This is a genomic window from Solicola agrisoli (genome assembly GCF_049059935.1).
Lineage (GTDB): Bacteria > Actinomycetota > Actinomycetes > Propionibacteriales > Nocardioidaceae > JAURVT01.
Map to the genome: position 1 here is coordinate 12892 of NZ_JBMGQR010000054.1, position 18819 is coordinate 31710.

Here is an 18819-nt window from a genome sequence, read left to right on the forward strand (position 1 = left end):
CGCCCCGGGGCGTCAGCGCCCGGGCTCCAGCGCCCCGTCCACCGCGCGGGCGAACAGCTCGGGCAGCTCGACGCCGTCGGCGCGGGCCATGGTCGCGACGACGCTCTGGCGGGCGAAGGAGTTGTAGAGCCCGGCCTCCAGGAACCACGGACGCCCGTCGGGGTCGATCCGGAAGTCGAACAGGCTGTAGTCACGGCAGCCGAGCGCGACGTGGCACGCGCGCGCCGCCTCCCACACCGGGACGCAGACCGGGTCGTCCCGGTCGACGATCCAGACGGTCGGGGTGTCCTTGGCCATCAGCGCGAGCGCGCCGTCGTCGCCCCGACGGATCTTGTCGGCCTCCTCGCGCACCGGCTTGGCGTCGAGCGAGTACTCCTCCAGCGGCAGGCACAGCAGGTCGTCGCCGCGCTCCACCACGCCGCAGCGCACCTCGCGTCCCGGCTCGACGAACCGCTCCACGAGTGCCTCGGGACCGTGGTCCCACGCGGCTGCCAGTGCCGCCGGGTACTCCTCGGGGGTGCGCACGAGCGTGACGCCCACGGAGTTGTCGGCGTCGACGGGCTTGACCACGACGGGCGGGGCGAGCGTGGGCTCCTGGCCCGCACGCAGGGTCTCGCCCTCGGGGACGTCGACGCCGGCGGCCGCGACCACCGCACGCGCCCGTCCCTTGTGGGCGCCGAGCGCCATCACGTCGGGGCGGTTGCCGACGTAGGGGATGCCGAGCACGTCGAGCAGCGCGCGGTAGTGCGTCATGCCGGCGAGGCAGAACATCTGCGGCAGGGCGACGTCGACGTCCAGCGAGCCGAGGTGCGCCACCGCCTCGGCCAGCGTCACCGAGGGCGCCGACGCGAGGTCGTCCTCGGCCAGCGACGACGGGAACCGCCACCGTCCGTCGGGCGACACGTGCGCGACGACCGGCTCGTACAGGGCAGGGTCGTGGACCGACGCCAGGCAGTCCGACGCGTAGAGCCGGGAGAGGTCGTCGAAGAACGCGCTGGTGGGCGAGCCGGTCAGGTGCAGCACGCGCAGCGGGCTAGTCACCGGCCGGCTCCACGAGCTTGCCGATGTTGAAGTCGACGCGGTTCCAGCGTCCGCCGCGGCGCAGGTTGGCGAGCAGCAGCGCCGGGATCTCGACGTGGTGGAGCACGAAGAAGGGCAGCGGGTCGCCGAGCGCGAACACCGCGTCCTTGCCCTCCAGCACGACGCGCAGGCGCTCGAGCGCGGTGCTCGGACGGCTGAGGGCGCGCCACAGCTCGTGGTACAGCCAGTACGTGGGCCGGCTCGCCGCGGTGGGCAGCACGCGCGGCCCGCCGGTCTCCAGGTACGCGTCGGCGAGGCCGGGGTGGTCGTAGAACATCGTGATCGCCGAGTGCGTGCGCGGGTTGCACTCGATGGCGTACGCGACGCCGTCGTCGTCGGCGCGCATGAAGTCGAACGACACCTGCCCGCTGAGCCCGAGACCCTTGACGAGCGTGGCGACCCACTGCTCGATCTCGGGGTCGTCGACCATCGCGTAGTTGACCTGGAACGCCGAGGAGTCGCAGCAGCAGTAGACCTGCACCTCGCCGTCGCGGGCGGTGGTGTGGGTGCAGTACTCCCGGCCCGCGACGAACTCCTGCAGGATCCACGGGTTGTCCGGCGAGATCGGCTTGCCGGCCACGAACGCCTCGGTCTCGGCACGCGTGGGCAGCGGCAGCTGCGTGAGGTCGAGCCGGTTGACCGGGTCGTAGGCGATGGACTTGAGGACGTAGGGCCGGCGCCGGCCGGTGAAGTCGAAGTCGAGCACCTGCTCGGGCGAGGTGACGAGGTGCGTGTCGGGCACCGCCAGGCCGAGCGAGGCGGCGAGCTCGGCGAAACGGTGCTTGTCGTCGAGCAGCGCCACCTCGTCGGGGGTGCAGCTGAGCACCTCGCAGTGGCCCGCCAGCACCTCGGCCGCCCGGGCGTCGAAGACGCTGGCCACGGGGCTGCACACCGGGACGTACACGTCGACGCCCTCGGCCCGCACGACGGCGAGCAGGGCCTCGGCGTAGCCGGGGTCGCGCGGGTCGGGGACGGTGCGGAACGCGTCGACGGCCCGGGAGAACCGGTGACCGGTCAGCCGGTAGGTGGCCTTCTCCACCAGGACGACGCGGTGGCCGGCGGCGTGGAACGACCGCGCGAGCGCCAGCGCCTTGGTCATCTTGCCGCCGCTGACCATCACCGTCCGCGGTCGGGCGGCGACGTCCGGGCGTCGGCGCGCGAGCGGCGTGACGAGCAGGGACGCCACGGTCACCACGGCGTTCGCCGGCAGGGCGAGCGTGAGCAGGCCCAGGGTGCCGATCGTCCGGGCCGCCTGAGCCGCGCCGGACGTCGTCACTTCCCGGGCACCCCGTAGTCGGCCACCATGCCGCGGTGCATCACCCGGTCGCCGACGACCACCGAGTGGTCGCCGCGGTGCAGGACGCAGCCGTTGTCCCACATGACGACGTCGCCCGGGGCCCAGGCGTGGCGCAGGCTGTTGTCCTCGGTGGTGGAGTGCGCGTACAGCTGCTGCACGAGGTCGGCGGCGGTGTCGTCGTCGAGCCCGCTGATCGCGGCGCACCGCTTGGGCGTCGACATGTAGAGCGCGGTGCGTCCCGAGAGCGGGTGGTCCCGGAAGACGGGGTGGTCGGCCTGCGTCTCGTCGTCCGGCCCGAGGTCGAGCCCGGTGACGACGTGCGTGATCGTGCGTCCACGCAGGCGCTCGACCACCTCGGGGTCGAGGGTGTCGAAGGCCCGGTACTGGTTGGTGAAGACGGTCTCGCCGCCCTGCGACGGGATCTCGACGGCCCGCAGCGCGGTGTAGGCCGGCGGCGTCGACAGGTAGGAGGAGTCGACGTGGAAGGTGCTCCTCGGCGGCTCGGCGCGCCCGACGTTGGAGATCAGGTTGAGGTCGGGGTGGCCGTCGACGGGGATCTCGCCGGTGGTGAAGGTGAGGTCGCCGAAGCGTCGCAGGAACGCCTCGAACACGTCGTCGTCGACGTGCTGGTCGCGCAGGGCGACGACGCCGACGTCGGCGAGCAGCTCGCGCAGCCCGTCGATCTGCGTGTCGGAGACGCTGCGGAGGTCGACGCCGGTGACCTCGGCGCCCAGGGGTTCGAGCGTGGTGACGTGCACGGGTGCTCCTAGGGGTGGTGCGGGTCGTCGACGCGGCGCACGAGCGTGATGCCGTCCCTCAGCGGGACGACGACCTGCTCGACCCGGGGGTCGTCGGTGACCTGGCGGTTGAAGGCGGCGATCGCGTCGCCGTTGGGGGTGGGGTCACCGGTCCACGGCTGACCCTGCATGAGGGTGTTGTCGACGGCGACGAGCCCGCCGTCGGCGAGCAGCCCGCCGCCGAGGACGGCCTCCAGGTAGCCGGTGTAGCCGGCCTTGTCGGCGTCGACGAACACGAGGTCGAACGTCCGGCCCTCCTCGACGAGCGCCGCGAGGGTCTGCGCGGCCGGACCCACCCGGACGTCGATGCGTCCGCCGCAGGCGGCGGCGTCGAACGACTCCTGCGCGAACGCCGCCACCTCCGGGTCCAGCTCGCACGCGACGACCTCGCCGCCCGCGGGGAGCGACTCGGCCATCGCGAGCGAGGAGTACCCGGTGAACATGCCGACGTCGAGCACGCGCGTGGCGCGGGTGGCCGTCACGAGGAAGGACAGGAACCGCCCCTCGACGTGGCCCGACAGCATCTCGGCCTCCAGCGTGCCGGCCCACGGCGCGGCCGCCGTGCGGGCGGCGAGGTGCGCGAGGTCCGACGACTCCGGGGTGGTGTGCTCGGCCACGTACGGGTCGAGCCCCACGGCGAGGTCCCGGACCGAGCGCAGCTCGTCACGCAGACCCGTGTCGTCGCCCTCGTCCAGGCGACGGCACAGGTCGTCGAGGCGCTGCGCCAGGATCCCGTGCGGGGTCACCGGACGCAGCGCGGCCGGCGCGCTGCTCGTCGACGTCATCGGCTCACGGCGCCGCGACGACGGGGGCGGTGCGGGGACGCATGAACGCGTCGACGCCCTCTCCCCCGCGGGGCAGGGCCGCAGCCAGCTCACGGTGCAGCGTGAGCGCGGACTCCAGCTCGGCGTCGTCGACGTCGTTCATGAACACGCACTCGCCGAGCGGCTGCGGCGCGGCCGCGCGGAGCAGGCCGTTGCGCGTCTGCAGGATCGACGCCGTCGAGTCCCGCAGCAGGTCCGCGGTGAGGTACGGGCTGTCGAGCGTCAGTCCGAGCCGGCTGAACAGCGCCAGGACGCGGTCGCGGTCGTCCTCGGAGATGTAGCCGCGCGAGGCCGCGAGCGTGGTGGAGTAGGCCATGTCGACGCTGATCGCGTGTCCGTGGAAGTACGGCACCTCGGGCGTCAGCTCGAGCGTCGGGCTCCACGTGTGGCCGAAGGCGATGACGCGGTCGAGGTCGAGCTCGGCCAGGTTGGGCACCTCCAACCGCAGCATGGTGTGGATCGCGTCGTCGGTGACCTGGTCGGCGATCTTGCGGATCTCCTCGCTGCCGCCGAGGTGGCCGAAGCGGGTGGCCAGCAGCTCCTCGCCGTGCTCGTCCAGCAGGTCGAACACGGTGCGGTTGGCGACCACGGCGATCTTGATCAGCTCGGCCATGCCGTTGCGCACCTGGTCCTCGCCGAGCGAGGCCAGGAAGGAGAAGTCCAGGAACACCGTGGACGACGCGTGGTAGGCGCCGAGGCGGTTCTTGGCCTTGCCGTGGTTGACCGCCACCTTGATCGACACGCTCGCGTCGATCAGGCCGATCAGCGTGGTGGGGATGCGGATGTACGGCGTCGAGCGCTTGTAGGACGCGCACGCGAACCCGGCGACGTCGGTCACCAGGCCGCCGCCCACCACGAGCACGGGCTCGGTGCGGAGCAGCCCGAACGCGGAGATCGCGTCGACGATCATCTCGAGCGTGCCGAGCGTCTTGTCCTTCTCGGTGATGGCCACCGGGACGATCGTCAGCGACAGGCCGTGCTGCTCGAAGTACGCGCGGATGGCGTCCTCGTGGATCGTCAGCACGTTCTCGTCGACGACGGCCAGGCAGCGGCCGAACGGGCGGTAGCTGTCGGCGAGCTGGGTGTTCTGCGGCGCGAACACGCCGTCGACCGGGACGAGGCTGTACTCGATCTTCTCGTAGGCCTCGACGTGGAAGCCGCCGTCGGTGCGCGTGACGGTGGCGGGGGGCTGGTTCATGCGTGCTCCTTGGGGGTCGAGGGGGCCGGTCAGGCGGCGCGGCCGGACGGCGACAGGGCGGCGGGGTCGAGGTGGTCGACGACGCTCGCGGCCTCGCCGAAGTCGTGCGAGGCGGTGTTGGCGTTGGGGAACGCCACGCAGCTGACGCCGGCGGCCTGGGCCGCCTGGACGCCTCCGACGTTGTCCTCGACGGCGACGGCGCCGTCGGCTGTCTCGCCGAGCTGCTCGAGCGCGTACAGGTACGAGGCGGGGTCGGGCTTGGACTCCCCGACCACCGAGGAGTCGACGACGAGGTCGAAGTCGTCGCGCGTCAGGTCGGGCAGCGACGCGAGGAGGGCCTCGACGTTCTCGGGGGACGTGGTGGTGACGAGGGCGATCTTCGCGCCCTCGTCCTTGGCGGCCCTGAGCGACTCGACGACGCCGGGGCGCGCGGTGCTGCCCGACTCGGCGAGCCGGCGCTGGAAGATCTCGGACTTGCTCTGGTGGACGGCCGCGGCGTCGACGTCCTGGCCGCGCTCGGCGGCGTAGGCGCTGATGCGGTCGGCGCCGCCGTTGCCGCGGAGCATCTGGACGTAGTCGTCGCGGTCCCAGGTCCAGTCCAGTCCGTGGGCGGCGAACGCCTCGTTGAAGGACTCTCGCTGGAGCTCGGAGGTGTCGGCGAGGGTGCTGATGGAGCCGAACAGCAGTGCGGTCACGTGGGTGCCTCGTTCTCGGGGGGTGTGAAGACCTTCGGGCCTTCGATCGTCTCGGCCCCCCCGCCCCCGCGCCGAAGCACGTGCGTAGGTTCGCTCCCCCGGTCGGGCTCGGCTCAGACGGGCGGGGTGCGCGGGCGCCCGAGGTTCTCCATCAGGGGCCGCAGGATCCCGCGCAGCGTCGCCACCTGGTCCCTGCTGAGACCCATGGCGTCGGTCATCTCGGCCTGGATCCGGGCCCCGTGGGGACGCAGCTCCTCCCCCGCCTCGCCCAGCGACACCACGACGGTGCGGCCGTCGACGTCGCCGCGTCGGCGGACGACCAGGCCCGTCTGCTCCATCCGCCGCAGCAGCGGGGTGAGGGTGGCGTGGTCGAGCTGGAGGCGGTCGGCGAGCTGGCGGACCGTGCAGGTCGGGTCCGACCACAGCACCGTCAGCACCAGGTACTGCGGGTAGGTCAGGCCCGTCTCGGCCAGGACGGACCGGTACGCGGCCGTGACGGCGCGCGACGCCGCGTACAGGTCGAAGCACAGCAGCGCGTCGACGCCGGTGATGGTCTGGTCGGGCGGCCCCTCGATGGTCACGGCCCCCACGCTATCGCGGCCCGGCCGAGGTGATATCTTGTGCACAAGACATTCTCTCTCCCTGGAGGCCCTCATGCCCACTCGTACCGCACGCACCGCCTGGAACGGCACCCTCGAGGCCGGCGCCGGCCAGGTCGAGCTGTCCAGCTCCAAGGTCGGCACCTACGACGTCTCGTTCCCCAAGCGCGCGGCCGACGACGCCGCCGGCACGACCAGCCCCGAGGAGCTCGTCGCCGCGGCCCACTCGTCCTGCTACGCGATGCAGCTCTCGGCCCTCATCGCCGAGGCCGGCGGCACCCCGCAGTCGCTCGAGGTCTCCGCCGACGTCTCGCTCGGCCCGGACAAGGCCGACGGCGGCTTCCGCCTCACCGGCATCGCGCTCACCGTGCGTGGCGAGGTCGAGGGCCTGGACGAGGCCGGCTTCGTCGAGGCGGCCGAGAAGGCCAAGGCCGGCTGCCCGATCAGCAAGGCGCTCACCGGGGTCGACATCACCCTCGACGCCGCGCTCGAGAGCTGAGCGGCACCCCTCACAGACCGGGGCCCGTCGTCACGCGGTCGCGCGTGGCGGCGGGTCCCTTCCACGTGCCCGGTCAGGCGTGGACGGGCGACTCGCGCGAGGCCACCGCCTCGCGGACGATCGGGATGACCTCGTCGCCGAAGTCGATCGCGTCCTGCAGCGTGTCGTAGCCGCGGGCCGACAGGATGTCGACGCCGAGGTCGACGTACGCCAGGAGCGCGTCGGCGACCTGCTGGGGCGTGCCGACGAGCGCGTTGGAGTTGCCGGCGCCGCCGGTGGCCTTGGCGGTGCCGGAGTACAGGATCGTGTCGTGGACGTCGCCGCGCTCGGCGATCTCGAGCAGCCGCTGCGAGCCGGTGTTCTGCGGCGCGGACTCGTCGCCGCGGCGGTAGCGCTGCCCGCCGGCCTTGCGGTCCTCGATCCGGCTGACGACGCGGTGCGCCTTGTCCCAGGCCTCGTCCTGCGTCGGGGCGATGATCGGGCGGAACGCGACCTGGATGCGCGGCTGGTCGGGGCGCCCGGACGCCTCGGCCTCGGCGCGCACGCGGGCGATCTGCTCGGCGGTGTCGGCCAGCGGCTCGCCCCACAGGCAGAACACGTCGGCCTCGGCGGTGCCGATCGCGTAGGCGGCGTCGGACGAGCCGCCGAACGAGATCCGCGGACGCGGCTGCTGCACCGGGAACACGTCGGAGACGAAGTCGGCGAACCGGTAGTGCTCGCCGTCGAAGTCGAACGGCTCGTGCTCGGTCCAGGCCCGCTTGAGGATCTGGATGTACTCGCCGGTGCGGCCGTAGCGCTCGTCCTTGGTCAGGACGTCGCCCTCGCGCCGCTGCTCGTGGTCGCTGCCGCCGGTGATGACGTGCACCTGCATGCGGCCGGCCGACGCGTGGTCGAGCGTGGCGAACGTCTTGGCGGCGAACGTCGGGATCGACAGGTTGGGCCGGTGCGCGACGAGCACCTGAAGCGTCTCGGTGTGCGCGGCGATCCAGGCCGCGGCCTGCGCCGGGTCGGGCGAGCCCGAGCCGTACGCGGTGAGCACGCGGTCCCAGCCGTGCTCCTCGTGCGCGCGGGCGAGCGCGATCGTGTAGGCCGGATCGAAGCTGCCGCCGCTGCGCGGGTTCGTCTCCGAGCCGTCGTTGGTGGCACCCATGCCCAGGAACTCGATCGGCATCTCTAGGACCTCTTCGTGGTGGTGACCGGCGCGGGACGCGCGGCGGTGGCGAGCGCGACGACGTCGCGGGCGACGACGTCGGCCTGGCGGTGGACCGGGCCGTTCGACCCCGGTCGGGCGAAGGCCGCCACCGGGGCGGTGGTGTGCATGCCGAGGGCGAGCAGCCAGGGGTGCGCGGCGCCATCAGCGTCGACGACGTGCGCGCCGGCGTCGACCACGACGCGACCGGTGGGGACCTCGGACCCGTCGTCGGCGACGAGACGCTGGGCCTGCAGGTCGCCCCGGTCGCGCAGCGCGGCGAGCATCACGTCACGGGTGCGGGTGACGTCGGGCGCGGGCACCGTGGCCTCGACGAGGGCCCGCGCGCGCACCTCCCCCGGAATGGTGCGCGAGGTGGCGACGACCTCGTGGGTGTCGGGGTCGACGTCCACCTCGAGCCCCGCGCCGAGGAAGTCGACGATGCCGGCCTCGTGCAGGGCGAGCAGCTGCTCGAGCCGGTCGGGCGGAGGCCCGCTCGCGTAGTAGCTGAAGAAGCCGAACCAGCGCTGGTCGAAGTCGCGCAGCCGCGAGGAGACGCTCGTGGTGGGCGACGCGAGCACCGGCCCGAGCGCGCCCAGGGTGCGCAGAAGCCCGTGGAACAGCCCGAGGTCGGCGCTGTGACGGGGATCGGTGCGGCGGTCGACGTCCGCGCGCACCCGGGCGGCGACGTGCTCGCCGAGCGCCTCGACGTCGGGCAGCCTCAGCCCCGCGAGCGGACGGTCGTCGGCGCGCAGGTCGAGCCGGTCGTCGGGGTCGGGCACGGCCCACGCGAGCAGGTCCTCGAGCGCGGTGCTGCCGAACGGCTCGTGCTCGAGCGCGGCGTCGAGGTCGGCCCACGCGACGGCCACGCGGTCGGGGTGGCCGAGGGCGAGCTCGCGGTAGTACGACCAGGTGAGCTCGCGCTCGACCAGCGGCCAGACGTGCTCGGCGAGGTCGAGCCGGTCGTGCTCGGCGACCAGCCCGGCGACGACGTCGGGGGTCAGGAAGCGCGGGCCGTCGGGGAGCCCGGCGACGAGGCGGTACATCGGCTTGCAGTGGAACGGGACGCCGCGACGCGACCCGACGAGCAGGTGCGGCTCACGTCCCGACGGCTCGTAGCGCAGGCGGTCGCCGGTGCCGGTGCGGTGGAACGCGCCGCCGCGCCCCTCGGTGAGCAGCACCATCACGTCGACGAAGCCGAGGCCGAGCCCGCGCACCACGACGTCCTCGCCCGCCGGCACCGACGACAGGTCCAGGTCGGCGCCGTACCCGGGCCCGACGAACACGCCGCCGCCGGCCTCGATCTCATGGGCGAGCCGGCCCGCCTCGGCGGTGGGCTCCTGGTCGACGTGGCTGGTCAGCAGGACGACTGCGGCCGCGTCCAGGCTCGTCCCGTCGGCGAGCACGACGCTGCGCCGGCCGTCCTGGTCGCGCACGTCGACGGCCTTCTGCGCGTGCTCGACGACGCGGACGTGCGCCGGCAGGCTCTCGACCGCCCGTCGGTACGTCCGGTCGAAGTAGGCCGCCGAGAGCCGGCGGGTGGGGAACTCGAGACGGCCGATCTCGCGGGCCTCGGCCTCCAGGGCGTCGTCACCCAGGTCGCCGGGACGCAGCAGCGTCAGCCAGTCGGCGAGCGACGGGCCCGCGTCGCCGTCGGTGTGGACGGTGAGGTCCTCGGCGGTGGTGTTGAGCCGCAGCAGGTCGGACTGATCGTCCCGCCAGATCCGTCCGGCACCCTTCGGGTGCGGGTCGACCAGGTGCACCTCGAACGGCGTGGTCGTCGACGCCGCGTGCGCCGCGATCCGTCCCAGCAGCACCAGGCTCCGTGGCCCCGCGCCCACCAGCACCACCCGGCGGGGGGCGTGCGGGGTGTCGGCGGCCATGGCTCCAGCCTAGGCAAACTCGAGCAAGTCGCTGGACTGAGTCGCCAGGTGAGACGGCCGGTGTCCCCCTCCGTCCGCGATCCGATGGGTTCGCGGGGTTCTCGGCGCCGGGAACCCCGTCAACCCTCCGGATCGTCGGTCAGCGACCCCGGCGGGTGGTGATCCCGTCGCTCGTGAGCGAGTCGAACAGCTGGTCGTCGGGGACCACGCCGTCGCCTCGCCGCGCGGCAGCCACCTGACGGGCGGCGTGCCGCATGCCGTCGGCCTCGGTGGTCACGACCGTGTCGTAGGTGGAGGCGAAGGTGAGCATCCGCCCCCGGTCGGCGCCGAAGCACCGCTGGGGCACCACGACGCGGACGAACCCGCGGCGGCCCTCGTCGGCGGTGGTCTTGAGGCCCCGGCACGTGATGGTGGGGTCGGACTGCTCCGCGGTCTCGTCGAAGAGCGCCAGGTCGGTCACCCAGCGTCCCCTCGGTCCGGGCAGGGTGCTGAGCGAGTAGTTGCGGACCTTGGTCGGGTCGGACGTCACGTCCTTGGCCGGCACGATGGCCGACGTGACCGCGGTGCGACCACGACGCACGTCGCCGACGCGCACCGTCAGCGCGAACCGGCGCGAGGTGTTCTGCACCTTGACCGAGCGCAGGTCCCAGGTGGCGCCGATGCCGCGCTCACCCACCTTGTCCTTGCGCACCTTGGTCTGCGCCTGCGCCGGAGACCCGGCCACCGCCACCAGCACCAGGGCGGTCAGGACCGCCACACCCCATCGCCGCATCTCGTCCCCCATCTCGATCGTGAGAGCCGACCCTAGGCCGCGGGGCCACCCGACGTCCGGCGAACGCGACCGATCGACGACGTGACGCCGATGGCCAGGCCCCAGACGACGAAGGCAGTGCCGTCCACCGGGAGTCAGGCGTCGCGGTCGGCCGAGGGACCGAGCCGCTTGGTCATCTGGATCGCCGCCACCTCGAAGCCCACCTGCTCGTAGAGGGACCGCGCCGGGTCGTTGAAGCCGAACACCGAGAGACCGACGGACACGACGCCCCGACGCACGCACTCGGCCTCGGCCGCCTCCAGGATCGCCCGGCCGTAGCCGCGGCGACGGAGGTCCTCGCGGACCAGCAGGTCGTAGCCGAAGGCGTGCAGGCCGTCCGAGCGGTCCGTCAGCGCCAGCCACACCATCCCGACCTCGTCGTCGCCGTCCATCGCGGTGAGCAGGAGCTGGTCGGCGGTGTCCAGGCCGTCGGGCAGGAGCCGGGTGAAGTCGGCGTCGGCCCTCTCGCGGGCCTCCGGCTCGCCCATCGCGCCCGACCGCGCGATGTTGGCGGCGTACGACCGCTCGGCCGTCGTGCGGAAGATCGCGTACTGCGTCGACGTCATCGGCAGGAGCCGGACGGTCGGCGGGGCGTCGCGGTCCGCGGACCGGGGTCGGCGCTCGTCCATCACCTCACCCTAGGCGGGCGCGGGGCCACCGACCGCGGGCGCGACGTAGGTTCGGTCCGTGGACGGCGACGGGTCGGGGGCGTGACCCGGGTCCGGCTGTCGCGGCTGCCCGGCGAGCGCGTGTCGGTCGTCGACGACGGTGGGACCCACGCGATCGCCGCGGCCGAGGTGCCCGCGTGGGTCGCCGAACGCGAGGCCGACGACCCGCGCTGGGTCTGGGACGACACGGCCCGGTGGTACCCGCCGCTGCTCGACGCCGGGGTGCGGGTCCGGCGCTGCCACGACCTCCGCCTGACGCGACGGCTGCTCCTGCGGGCGCCGGCCGTGGACCGGGCGGCGCTCGACGGCGAGGAGGCACCCGCCTGGGACCGGCTGCCACCGGGCGGTGCGTCCGAGCCCGCCCTGTTCGTGGCCGACGAGTCCACCGAGTACCTGCGCGCCGACCTCGAGGACGACCGCCAGCTGGCGGCCGTCTCGGGGTCGTCCGAGCCCGGACGGCTCACGCTGCTGCTGGCCGCGGAGTCGTCGGGGGCCCTGGCCGCAGCCGAGATGACCCACGCCGGGATGCCGTGGCGGGCCGAGGTCCACGACCGCCTCCTCGCCGACCTGCTCGGCCCGCGCCCACCCCGCGGCATGCGGCCGGCGAAGCTCGAGGCGCTCGTGGACCGGCTGCGGGCCGCCCTGGACGCACCCGGCCTCAACCCCGACTCACGGCCCCACCTGCTCGCGGCGCTGCGACGCGTCGGCGTGGAGGTCCCCGACGTCCGCGCGTCGACGCTGCAGGAGGTCCGGCACCCGGCGATCGAGCCGTTGCTCGCGTACAAGCAGCTGGTCCGGCTGGCCACCACCAACGGGTGGGACTGGAGCGACCGGTGGGTGCGCGACGGCCGCTTCCGACCGGTGTACCAGCCCGCCGGGTCGTCCACGGGACGCTGGTCGTCCAACGGCGGCGGGGCCCTGTCGTTCCCGGCCCAGATCCGGCCCGCCGCGCGCGCCGACGACGGCTGGGTGCTGGTGGTGGCCGACGTCGCCCAGCTGGAGCCGCGGGTGCTCGCCGGCATGAGTCGCGACGACGCGCTGACCCGGTCGGCGCGCGGTGCCGACCTCTACGAGGCGATGGTCCGCGACGGCGCCGTCGCCAGCCGGGGCGACGCCAAGCTGGGCCTGCTCGGCGCGATGTACGGGGCGACCAGCGGCGAGAGCGGGCGCCTCGTCGCCGGCCTCACCCGCCGCTACCCCCGGGCGTTCGGCCTGGTCGAGGAGGCCGCCCGCGCCGGGGAGCGCGGCGAGCCGGTCCGCACCCTGCTGGGACGAGGGTCACCGGTTCCGGGGCGGTCGACGGTCGACGACCCCGACGTGCCCGAGGCCGACCGCGACGCCCTGGCCCGCGACCGCCGCGCGGTCGGGCGCTTCACCCGCAACTTCGTCGTGCAGGGCACCGGCGCGGAGTGGGCGCTGTGCTGGATCGCCGACCTCCGCAACCGCCTGTGGACGCTGGGCGACGGGTCCCTGGTCGAGCGACCCCACCTGGTCTTCTTCCTGCACGACGAGGTCGTCGTCCACGCACCCGCCCACCTCGCCGACGCCGTCGTCGCCCAGGTCACCGAGGCGGCCGAGGCGGCGGGCCGGCTGCTGTTCGGCGACCGGGCGGTCGACTTCCCCCTGACGACCGCCGTGGTGCGCAGCTACGCCGAGGCCGGCAAGGCCGGTCTCAGCGGGACCGACCGCCCTTCCTCGTCTTGACCTTGTCCACCGCCTCGCGGATGCGGCGCTGGTTCTCCGGCTTCTGGGACTCGCGGTAGATCGTCCTGGCCAGGCCGATCGCGGCAGCACTCTTGAACAGCTTCATGGGCACAGGTCTACCGGGTGGGCCCTGAGGCCGCCCGTCGACCGGCGCCTCAGGTGCCCGCACTCCTACGATGCGGCCATGAGCGGCGTCCACCTCACCGGCCGGCTCGTCTGCGCCGACCCGGACGAGGCGCGTGTGGTCGCCGGCCACCTGGAGCAGCACGTCGCGCTGACCCGGGCCGAGCCCGGCTGCCTGTCGTTCCACGTCGAGCCGACGCCCGACCCGTTGGTCTGGACGGTCGCGGAGCACTTCGCCGACGCCGCCTCCTTCGCCGCCCACCAGGCGCGGGTGGCCGCCAGCGAGTGGGGCCGGGCGACCGCGGGCATCGAGCGCCGCTACACGGTCGAGGGACTGCCCGACTGAGACGCGGGCGGGCGGACCGGCGCACGCCTCCGCCGACGGGCCCGGTGACCCGATGAGTGCCCGCCTCCCGCCCGGTCGGTACCGGTACGAGCCCACGTCGTCAGCGACGCGGCCCCGACCGAAGGAGAACCATGACCGTCACGACCGTCCTCGCCGTCGTCCCCGCCCGTGACCTCGCTGCGTCCCGGACGTGGTGGACCCGGCTGTGGGGCCGCGAGCCCGACCAGGTGCCCATGCCCAGCGACGTCGAGTGGCACGTCCCGGGCGGAGGTGGCGTCCAGCTGGTCGACGACGGCGAGCGTGCCGGCTCCGGCAGCGTCACCCTCGGGGTCGACGACGTCGACGCCGAGGTCGCCGCGATCCGGGAGCGCGGGATCGACGCGCCGCAGGCCGAGACCGTCCCCTCGGGCCAGTTCCGCGTCGCCCTGCTCAGGGATCCCGACGGGAACACGGTCGTCCTGGGTCAGACCCTCGGCGCCTGAGGGTCGATCGAGGCCTGCAGGGGCAGCACCGCCTCGCCGGGTGCGGCACCCCTAGGGTCGTCGCATGAAGGTGGTCGTGGCCGGCGGGTCCGGTTCCCTGGGCAGGCGGTTGTCGGGTGCGCTCGCAGCGCGCGGGCACGAGGTGGTCGTCCTCAGCCGTCGCGAGCAGCGGTCGCCGTACCGCACCGTCCTGTGGGACGGCGCGACGCCCGGTCCGTGGGTGTCCGAGCTCGCGGGCAGCGCCGTGGTCAACCTCGCCGGCGAGCTGGTGGACCGGCGGCCGACCGCCGCGAACGTCGCCCTGCTGCGGGAGTCCCGCGTCGCTCCCACGCGCGCCCTCGCCGACGCCGCGGCCACGCTCGACCGACCGGTGCCGGTGTGGCTGCAGGCCAGCACGCTGGCCATCTACGGCGACGCCCACGAGACGGTCCTGACCGAGCAGTCCCCGCCCGCGGACGGGCCGCCCCAGATGGCCGGCGTGGCCCGGGCCTGGGAGGCTGCCGCCGACGGCGTCGACGCCGAGCGCGTCGTCGTGCTGAGGACGAGCATCGTGCTCGATCGGGACACCCCGGCCCTGGACCGGCTCACCGGCGTCGTGCGCTGGGGCCTGGGGGGTCGGATCGCCTCCGGCCGGCAGTGGTTCAGCTGGATCCACGTCGACGACTGGCTGAGCATCGCCGTGCAGGCGCTGGAGGGTGACGGGGCGGCCGGGAGCCTCTCGGGCGTGCTGCACGCGACGTCGTTGCATCCGGTGCGCAACGCCGAGCTGATGAGGATCCTGCGTCGGGTCCTGCGCCGGCCTGCTGCCCCGCCGACCCCCGCCTGGGCGGTCCGGGCGGGCGGGATCGTCCTGCGGACCGATCCGGCGCTGGCCCTCACGGGCCGCCGGGCGGTGCCCGCACGGTTGCAGGAGGCGGGCTTCACGTTCGAGCACCCGGACCTCGAGGTCGCCCTGCAGGACCTGCTGCGCCGACGCTAGTCGGGGCCGAGCCGACGGGGCGGCCGCCGGCCGCTCACCTCGTCGCGGCCGCGACGGCGCGTCCGGCCTGGCGGCCGGAGAACAGGCAGCCGCCGAGGAAGGTGCCCTCGAGCGAGCGGTACCCGTGGACGCCGCCACCGCCGAAGCCGCTGGCCTCGCCCGCGGCGTACAGGCCGGTGACGGGCGAGCCGGCGGCGTCGAGCACCCGTCCGTCGAGGTCGGTGTGCAGGCCACCGAGGGTCTTGCGGGTGATGACGTGCAGGCGGACGGCGATCAGCGGCCCGGCCGACGGGTCCAGGAAGCGGTGGGGCGTCGCGGTGCGCACCAGACGGTCGCCCCGGTAGCGCCGGGCGTTGTGGATCGCCGCCACCTGGCCGTCCTTGGCGAACGGGTTCTCGATCTCGCGGTCGCGTGCGACCAGCTCCTCGTGCAGGCTGCGCGCGTCGATCAACGGCTCGTCGGTGAGGGCGTTCATGCCCGCGACGAGCTCGTCGACGGTGTCGGCGACGACGAAGTCCTCGCCGTGCTGCTTGAACGCCTCGACGGGGGCGGGTGCCCCGGGGCGGATGCGACCGAGCGTCTGCAGCACGCTCCTGCCGGTGAGGTCGGGGTTCTGCTCCGAGCCCGACAGCGCGAACTCCTTCTCGATCACCTTCTGGGTGAGCACGAACCAGCTGTGGTCGTGACCGGTCGAGCGCAGGTGGGCGAGGGTGCCGAGGGTGTCGAAGCCCGGCCACAGCGGGCCCGGCAGCCGCCTGCCGGTCGCGTCGAACCACATCGACGACGGCCCGGGCAGGATCCGGATGCCGTGCCGCTCCCAGATCGGGTCCCAGTTCTTCACGCCCTCGACGTAGTGCCACATCCGGTCGGGGTTGATCACGGCGCCACCGGCGTCCTGGCTGATCTGCAGCATCCGACCGTCGACGTGGGCGGGCACGCCGGTGATCATGTGCTCCGGCGGGCTGCCGAGGCGCTCGGGCCAGTTGCGTCGGACGAGGTCGTGGTTCGCACCGATGCCGCCGGAGGTGACGACCACGGCCTGCGCCGACAGGTCGAACTCACCCACCTCGACGCGTGACGTCGCCACACCGCGGGCCGCGTCGCTCGCGTCGAGCACGGCGCCGGTGACCCCGGTGACGGCGCCGTCGGTCACGGTCAGGCCGTCCACCCGGTGGCGGAAGCCGAAGGTCACCAGCCCGCGGGCCGCCGCGTCGCGGACCCGACGCTCGAAGGGCTCCACGACGCCGGGGCCGGTGCCCCACGTGACGTGGAAGCGCGGCACCGAGTTGCCGTGGCCGATGGCTCCGTAGCCCCCGCGCTCGGCCCAGCCGACGACGGGGAAGAACCGCATGCCCTGCGCGTGCAGCCACGAGCGCTTCTCGCCGGCCGCGAAGTCGACGTACGCCTCGGCCCAGCGACGCGGCCACGCGTCCTCGGGCCGGTCGAAGCCGGCGGTTCCCAGCCAGTCCTGCATCGCGAGCGCGCGGGAGTCCTTGATCCCCATCCGGCGCTGCTCGGGGGAGTCCACCAGGAACAGCCCGCCGAAGGACCAGAAGGCCTGCCCGCCGAGGTTCTGCACGGGCTCCTGGTCGAGCAGCAGCACCCGCCGTCCGGCGTCGGCCAGCTCGGCGGTCGCCACCAGCCCGGCCAGACCGGCACCCACCACGATCACGTCAGCGTCCATGCCGCGATCCTCGACCCCCACCGTGGCCCTCGACCAGCAGGATCGTCCAGACTGCGACCCGACGTTGTCACTGCCTGACAAAGGAGGGCCGGTGGGACACCAGGAACGTGCCGCGGCGAGCGCAGCGGTGCTCGCCGACCGGGCGGCGACGACCCGCCTGCTGCTGCAGGCCGTCCAGGACGAGATCCCGACCTACCGCGACCTCCCGGAGGTCCAGCTGCGCGAGGCCGGCGCCATCGTCGACTGGGCCACCCAGCGGCTGCTCGGCCTGTGGGTCGCCGGGGGCCGGCTCGAGGAGCCCGACCTGCGACGCATGCACGGCATCGGCGTCGCCCGCGCGACGGACGGGCGCCCGCTGCTCGACGTCCTGCGGGCGTACCGCGTCGCCTCGACGGCGGCCGCCGACCTCGTCCTGGAGCACGCCGACCGGGTCGACACCCACGACGTCGTGGCGCTGAGCCGCCTGCTGCTCGCCAGCCTGGACAGCATGACCCAGGCCCTGCTGGAGGGCTACACCCTGGCCACCGAGCGGCTGCGTCACGACCGCGAGCACGTCCTCGACGGCCTGGTCGCCGACCTGCTCTCGGGCCGGCAGACCACGGCCGCGACCCTGGCCGACCGCACCCGCCGGCTCGGGATCACCGTGCCCGACCCCCTCACGCTGGTCGTCGTGGTCACCGCGGACGGTGCCGCCCCCACCGCCGGCGAGGTGGCCGACCTCGCGCACGTCGTCGCCCGGCCGCACGGGACGGGCGCTGACGCCGAGGTCACGCAGGACCCCCTGCACGGGACCGCCGGCGGCACCGGGGTCGTCCTGGCCGCCGGCGCGTCCGACCTGGAGGCCGAGCTGACGTTCCGGCGCTGGCGTGCCTGCGTCGTGGACGACCTCACGCCCCAGACGCTGCCGCGTGCGTTCGACCTCGCCGCGTCGGCCGTGCTCCACGCGCCGGCCGAGGCGCTCTCGACGACCCCGGTGCTCGGTCGGGCCGACGCGCTCGCGATCGCCCACCTGCGTGGTCGACCCGCCGTCGACCCCCTCGAGATCGTGCAGGCCGTCCTCGGCCCGGTGCTGGCACCGGCCCAGGCGCACGTGCTCGAGGGGCTCGAGGCCCACACCCGGCACGGCACGTCCACGCAGGCCGCCCAGGCGCTCGGGCTGCACCCCCAGACCATGCGCCACCGGCTCCGCCGCCTCGCCGCCCTCACCGGCCGCGACCTGGACCACCCGTGGGACCGGCTGCTGCTCCACACCGCCCACACGATCCGGCGCCTTCCCTAGACGCCGGCGGCACCCGTCAGCCGAACTCCTTGGCCATGTCGGTGAAGCGGGAGTAGTGACCCTGGAAGGTCACGGTGCAGGTGCCGGGCTGACCCGAGCGGTTCTTGGCCAGGATGAAGTCGGCCTCGCCGAGTCGCTCGGACTCGTCCTCGTACATGTCGGGGCGGTGCAGCAGCAGCACCATGTCGGCGTCCTGCTCGATCGAGCCCGACTCACGCAGGTCCGACAGCATCGGACGCTTGTCGGTGCGCTGCTCCGAACCACGGTTCAGCTGGCTGATCGCGATGATCGGGACCTCGAGCTCCTTGGCCAGCAGCTTGATCTGCCGGGAGAACTCCGAGACCTCCACCTGGCGGGACTCGACCTTGCGACCCGACGTCATCAGCTGCAGGTAGTCCAGCACGATCAGCTTGAGGTCGTGGCGCTGCTTGAGCCGTCGCGCCTTGGCGCGGATCTCCATCATCGTCATGTTCGGCGAGTCGTCGATGAACAACGGCGCCTCGGACACCTCGCCCATCCGCCGGGCCAGCTTGGCCCACGCCTCGTCGTCGAGCTGGCCCGAGCGCATCTCGTGCAGCGACACCCGCGCCTCGGCGCTCAGCAGCCGCATCGTGATCTCGACGCGGCTCATCTCCAGGGAGAACACCGCCGCACACATGCCGTGCTTGATCGCCGCCGAGCG

The 18819-nt window shown here is 73.8% G+C and carries 20 protein-coding genes; 6 read left to right on the forward strand and 14 right to left on the reverse strand.

All coding sequences use genetic code 11. The features are described 5' to 3' along the window. Window positions 1-12: 12 nt before the first annotated feature. The 7 genes from ACI6PP_RS16715 to ACI6PP_RS16745 form a co-directional block, all read right to left on the reverse strand. Window positions 13-1041: a D-alanine--D-alanine ligase family protein gene (locus ACI6PP_RS16715; RefSeq protein WP_421112749.1), complete on the reverse strand. Its 1029-nt coding sequence runs from the start codon at window positions 1039-1041 to the stop codon at window positions 13-15. Then, a complete protein-coding gene (locus tag ACI6PP_RS16720; protein WP_421112750.1) occupies window positions 1034-2356 on the reverse strand; it encodes an ATP-grasp domain-containing protein in 1323 nt (440 codons plus the stop codon). The genes ACI6PP_RS16715 and ACI6PP_RS16720 overlap by 8 nt, the downstream gene beginning before the upstream one ends. Next, window positions 2353-3135, reverse strand: a complete 783-nt coding sequence (locus tag ACI6PP_RS16725; RefSeq protein WP_421112751.1) for a TauD/TfdA dioxygenase family protein — start codon at window positions 3133-3135, stop codon at window positions 2353-2355. Before ACI6PP_RS16725 ends, ACI6PP_RS16720 begins: the two co-directional genes overlap by 4 nt. Window positions 3136-3143: 8 nt before the next feature. Beyond that, complete coding sequence (locus ACI6PP_RS16730; protein ID WP_421112752.1) at window positions 3144-3959, reverse strand: O-methyltransferase; 816 nt, start codon at window positions 3957-3959, stop codon at window positions 3144-3146. A 4-nt stretch (window positions 3960-3963) separates the two neighbouring features. Beyond that, window positions 3964-5196, reverse strand: coding sequence for a sedoheptulose 7-phosphate cyclase (locus ACI6PP_RS16735; RefSeq protein ID WP_421112753.1), 1233 nt, complete (start codon window positions 5194-5196; stop codon window positions 3964-3966). A 29-nt stretch (window positions 5197-5225) separates the two neighbouring features. Continuing rightward, window positions 5226-5891, reverse strand: coding sequence for an HAD family hydrolase (locus ACI6PP_RS16740; protein ID WP_421112754.1), 666 nt, complete (start codon window positions 5889-5891; stop codon window positions 5226-5228). Window positions 5892-6004: 113 nt separating this feature from the next. After that, a complete protein-coding gene (locus ACI6PP_RS16745; RefSeq protein ID WP_421112755.1) occupies window positions 6005-6472 on the reverse strand; it encodes a MarR family winged helix-turn-helix transcriptional regulator in 468 nt (155 codons plus the stop codon). Window positions 6473-6545: 73 nt separating this feature from the next. On the opposite strand from ACI6PP_RS16745, the gene ACI6PP_RS16750 reads away from it, so the two are divergent. Next, window positions 6546-6989, forward strand: coding sequence for an OsmC family peroxiredoxin (locus ACI6PP_RS16750; RefSeq protein WP_421112756.1), 444 nt, complete (start codon window positions 6546-6548; stop codon window positions 6987-6989). A 73-nt stretch (window positions 6990-7062) separates the two neighbouring features. Here the strand turns inward: ACI6PP_RS16750 and ACI6PP_RS16755 are convergent, their stop codons facing one another. From ACI6PP_RS16755 to ACI6PP_RS16770, 4 genes are all read right to left on the reverse strand, one after another. Further along, window positions 7063-8160: an LLM class flavin-dependent oxidoreductase gene (locus ACI6PP_RS16755; protein ID WP_421112757.1), complete on the reverse strand. Its 1098-nt coding sequence runs from the start codon at window positions 8158-8160 to the stop codon at window positions 7063-7065. A gap of 2 nt (window positions 8161-8162) precedes the next feature. Next, on the reverse strand, window positions 8163-10061 hold the full coding sequence (locus ACI6PP_RS16760) for an FAD/NAD(P)-binding protein (RefSeq protein ID WP_421112758.1): 1899 nt from the start codon (window positions 10059-10061) through the stop codon (window positions 8163-8165). A 139-nt stretch (window positions 10062-10200) separates the two neighbouring features. Continuing rightward, window positions 10201-10818, reverse strand: coding sequence for a hypothetical protein (locus tag ACI6PP_RS16765; RefSeq protein ID WP_421112759.1), 618 nt, complete (start codon window positions 10816-10818; stop codon window positions 10201-10203). A 149-nt stretch (window positions 10819-10967) separates the two neighbouring features. Further along, a complete protein-coding gene (locus ACI6PP_RS16770) occupies window positions 10968-11501 on the reverse strand; it encodes a GNAT family N-acetyltransferase (protein ID WP_421112760.1) in 534 nt (177 codons plus the stop codon). A gap of 81 nt (window positions 11502-11582) precedes the next feature. On the opposite strand from ACI6PP_RS16770, the gene ACI6PP_RS16775 reads away from it, so the two are divergent. Further along, a complete protein-coding gene (locus ACI6PP_RS16775; RefSeq protein ID WP_421112761.1) occupies window positions 11583-13244 on the forward strand; it encodes a bifunctional 3'-5' exonuclease/DNA polymerase in 1662 nt (553 codons plus the stop codon). Here the strand turns inward: ACI6PP_RS16775 and ACI6PP_RS16780 are convergent. After that, a complete protein-coding gene (locus ACI6PP_RS16780) occupies window positions 13213-13350 on the reverse strand; it encodes a hypothetical protein (RefSeq protein ID WP_421112762.1) in 138 nt (45 codons plus the stop codon). The genes ACI6PP_RS16775 and ACI6PP_RS16780 overlap by 32 nt on opposite strands. Window positions 13351-13428: 78 nt before the next feature. Here ACI6PP_RS16780 and ACI6PP_RS16785 point away from each other — a divergent pair, with 78 nt between their 5' ends. The 3 genes from ACI6PP_RS16785 to ACI6PP_RS16795 all read left to right on the forward strand — a co-directional run bounded on the left by ACI6PP_RS16785 (window position 13429) and on the right by ACI6PP_RS16795 (window position 15174). Further along, window positions 13429-13713, forward strand: a complete 285-nt coding sequence (locus ACI6PP_RS16785; protein ID WP_421112763.1) for a putative quinol monooxygenase — start codon at window positions 13429-13431, stop codon at window positions 13711-13713. A 131-nt stretch (window positions 13714-13844) separates the two neighbouring features. Beyond that, window positions 13845-14195, forward strand: a complete 351-nt coding sequence (locus ACI6PP_RS16790; protein ID WP_421112764.1) for a VOC family protein — start codon at window positions 13845-13847, stop codon at window positions 14193-14195. A gap of 64 nt (window positions 14196-14259) precedes the next feature. Continuing rightward, window positions 14260-15174, forward strand: coding sequence for a TIGR01777 family oxidoreductase (locus tag ACI6PP_RS16795; RefSeq protein ID WP_421112765.1), 915 nt, complete (start codon window positions 14260-14262; stop codon window positions 15172-15174). 34 nt (window positions 15175-15208) lie between these two features. Here the strand turns inward: ACI6PP_RS16795 and ACI6PP_RS16800 are convergent, their stop codons facing one another. Continuing rightward, window positions 15209-16858 carry an FAD-binding dehydrogenase gene (locus tag ACI6PP_RS16800; protein WP_421112766.1) on the reverse strand — a complete coding sequence of 550 codons (1650 nt, stop codon included), beginning with the start codon at window positions 16856-16858 and terminating at the stop codon, window positions 15209-15211. Between the two features lie 91 nt (window positions 16859-16949). On the opposite strand from ACI6PP_RS16800, the gene ACI6PP_RS16805 reads away from it, so the two are divergent. Continuing rightward, window positions 16950-18137: a PucR family transcriptional regulator gene (locus ACI6PP_RS16805; RefSeq protein WP_421112767.1), complete on the forward strand. Its 1188-nt coding sequence runs from the start codon at window positions 16950-16952 to the stop codon at window positions 18135-18137. A gap of 16 nt (window positions 18138-18153) precedes the next feature. On the opposite strand, the gene ACI6PP_RS16810 is transcribed toward ACI6PP_RS16805, so the two are convergent. After that, the coding region (locus ACI6PP_RS16810; protein WP_421112768.1) for a replicative DNA helicase at window positions 18154-18819 on the reverse strand (666 nt) is incomplete at its 5' end.

Coding starts and splice junctions, on each gene's coding strand:
- ACI6PP_RS16795 (WP_421112765.1), top strand. CDS start 14,260: ATGAAGGTGGTCGTGGCCGGCGGGTCCGGTTCCCTGGGCAGGCGGTTG.
- ACI6PP_RS16750 (WP_421112756.1), top strand. CDS start 6,546: ATGCCCACTCGTACCGCACGCACCGCCTGGAACGGCACCCTCGAGGCC.
- ACI6PP_RS16730 (WP_421112752.1), bottom strand. CDS start 3,959: ATGACGTCGACGAGCAGCGCGCCGGCCGCGCTGCGTCCGGTGACCCCG.
- ACI6PP_RS16790 (WP_421112764.1), top strand. CDS start 13,845: ATGACCGTCACGACCGTCCTCGCCGTCGTCCCCGCCCGTGACCTCGCT.
- ACI6PP_RS16785 (WP_421112763.1), top strand. CDS start 13,429: ATGAGCGGCGTCCACCTCACCGGCCGGCTCGTCTGCGCCGACCCGGAC.
- ACI6PP_RS16755 (WP_421112757.1), bottom strand. CDS start 8,160: ATGCCGATCGAGTTCCTGGGCATGGGTGCCACCAACGACGGCTCGGAG.
- ACI6PP_RS16780 (WP_421112762.1), bottom strand. CDS start 13,350: ATGAAGCTGTTCAAGAGTGCTGCCGCGATCGGCCTGGCCAGGACGATC.
- ACI6PP_RS16735 (WP_421112753.1), bottom strand. CDS start 5,196: ATGAACCAGCCCCCCGCCACCGTCACGCGCACCGACGGCGGCTTCCAC.
- ACI6PP_RS16760 (WP_421112758.1), bottom strand. CDS start 10,061: ATGGCCGCCGACACCCCGCACGCCCCCCGCCGGGTGGTGCTGGTGGGC.
- ACI6PP_RS16800 (WP_421112766.1), bottom strand. CDS start 16,858: ATGGACGCTGACGTGATCGTGGTGGGTGCCGGTCTGGCCGGGCTGGTG.
- ACI6PP_RS16770 (WP_421112760.1), bottom strand. CDS start 11,501: ATGGACGAGCGCCGACCCCGGTCCGCGGACCGCGACGCCCCGCCGACC.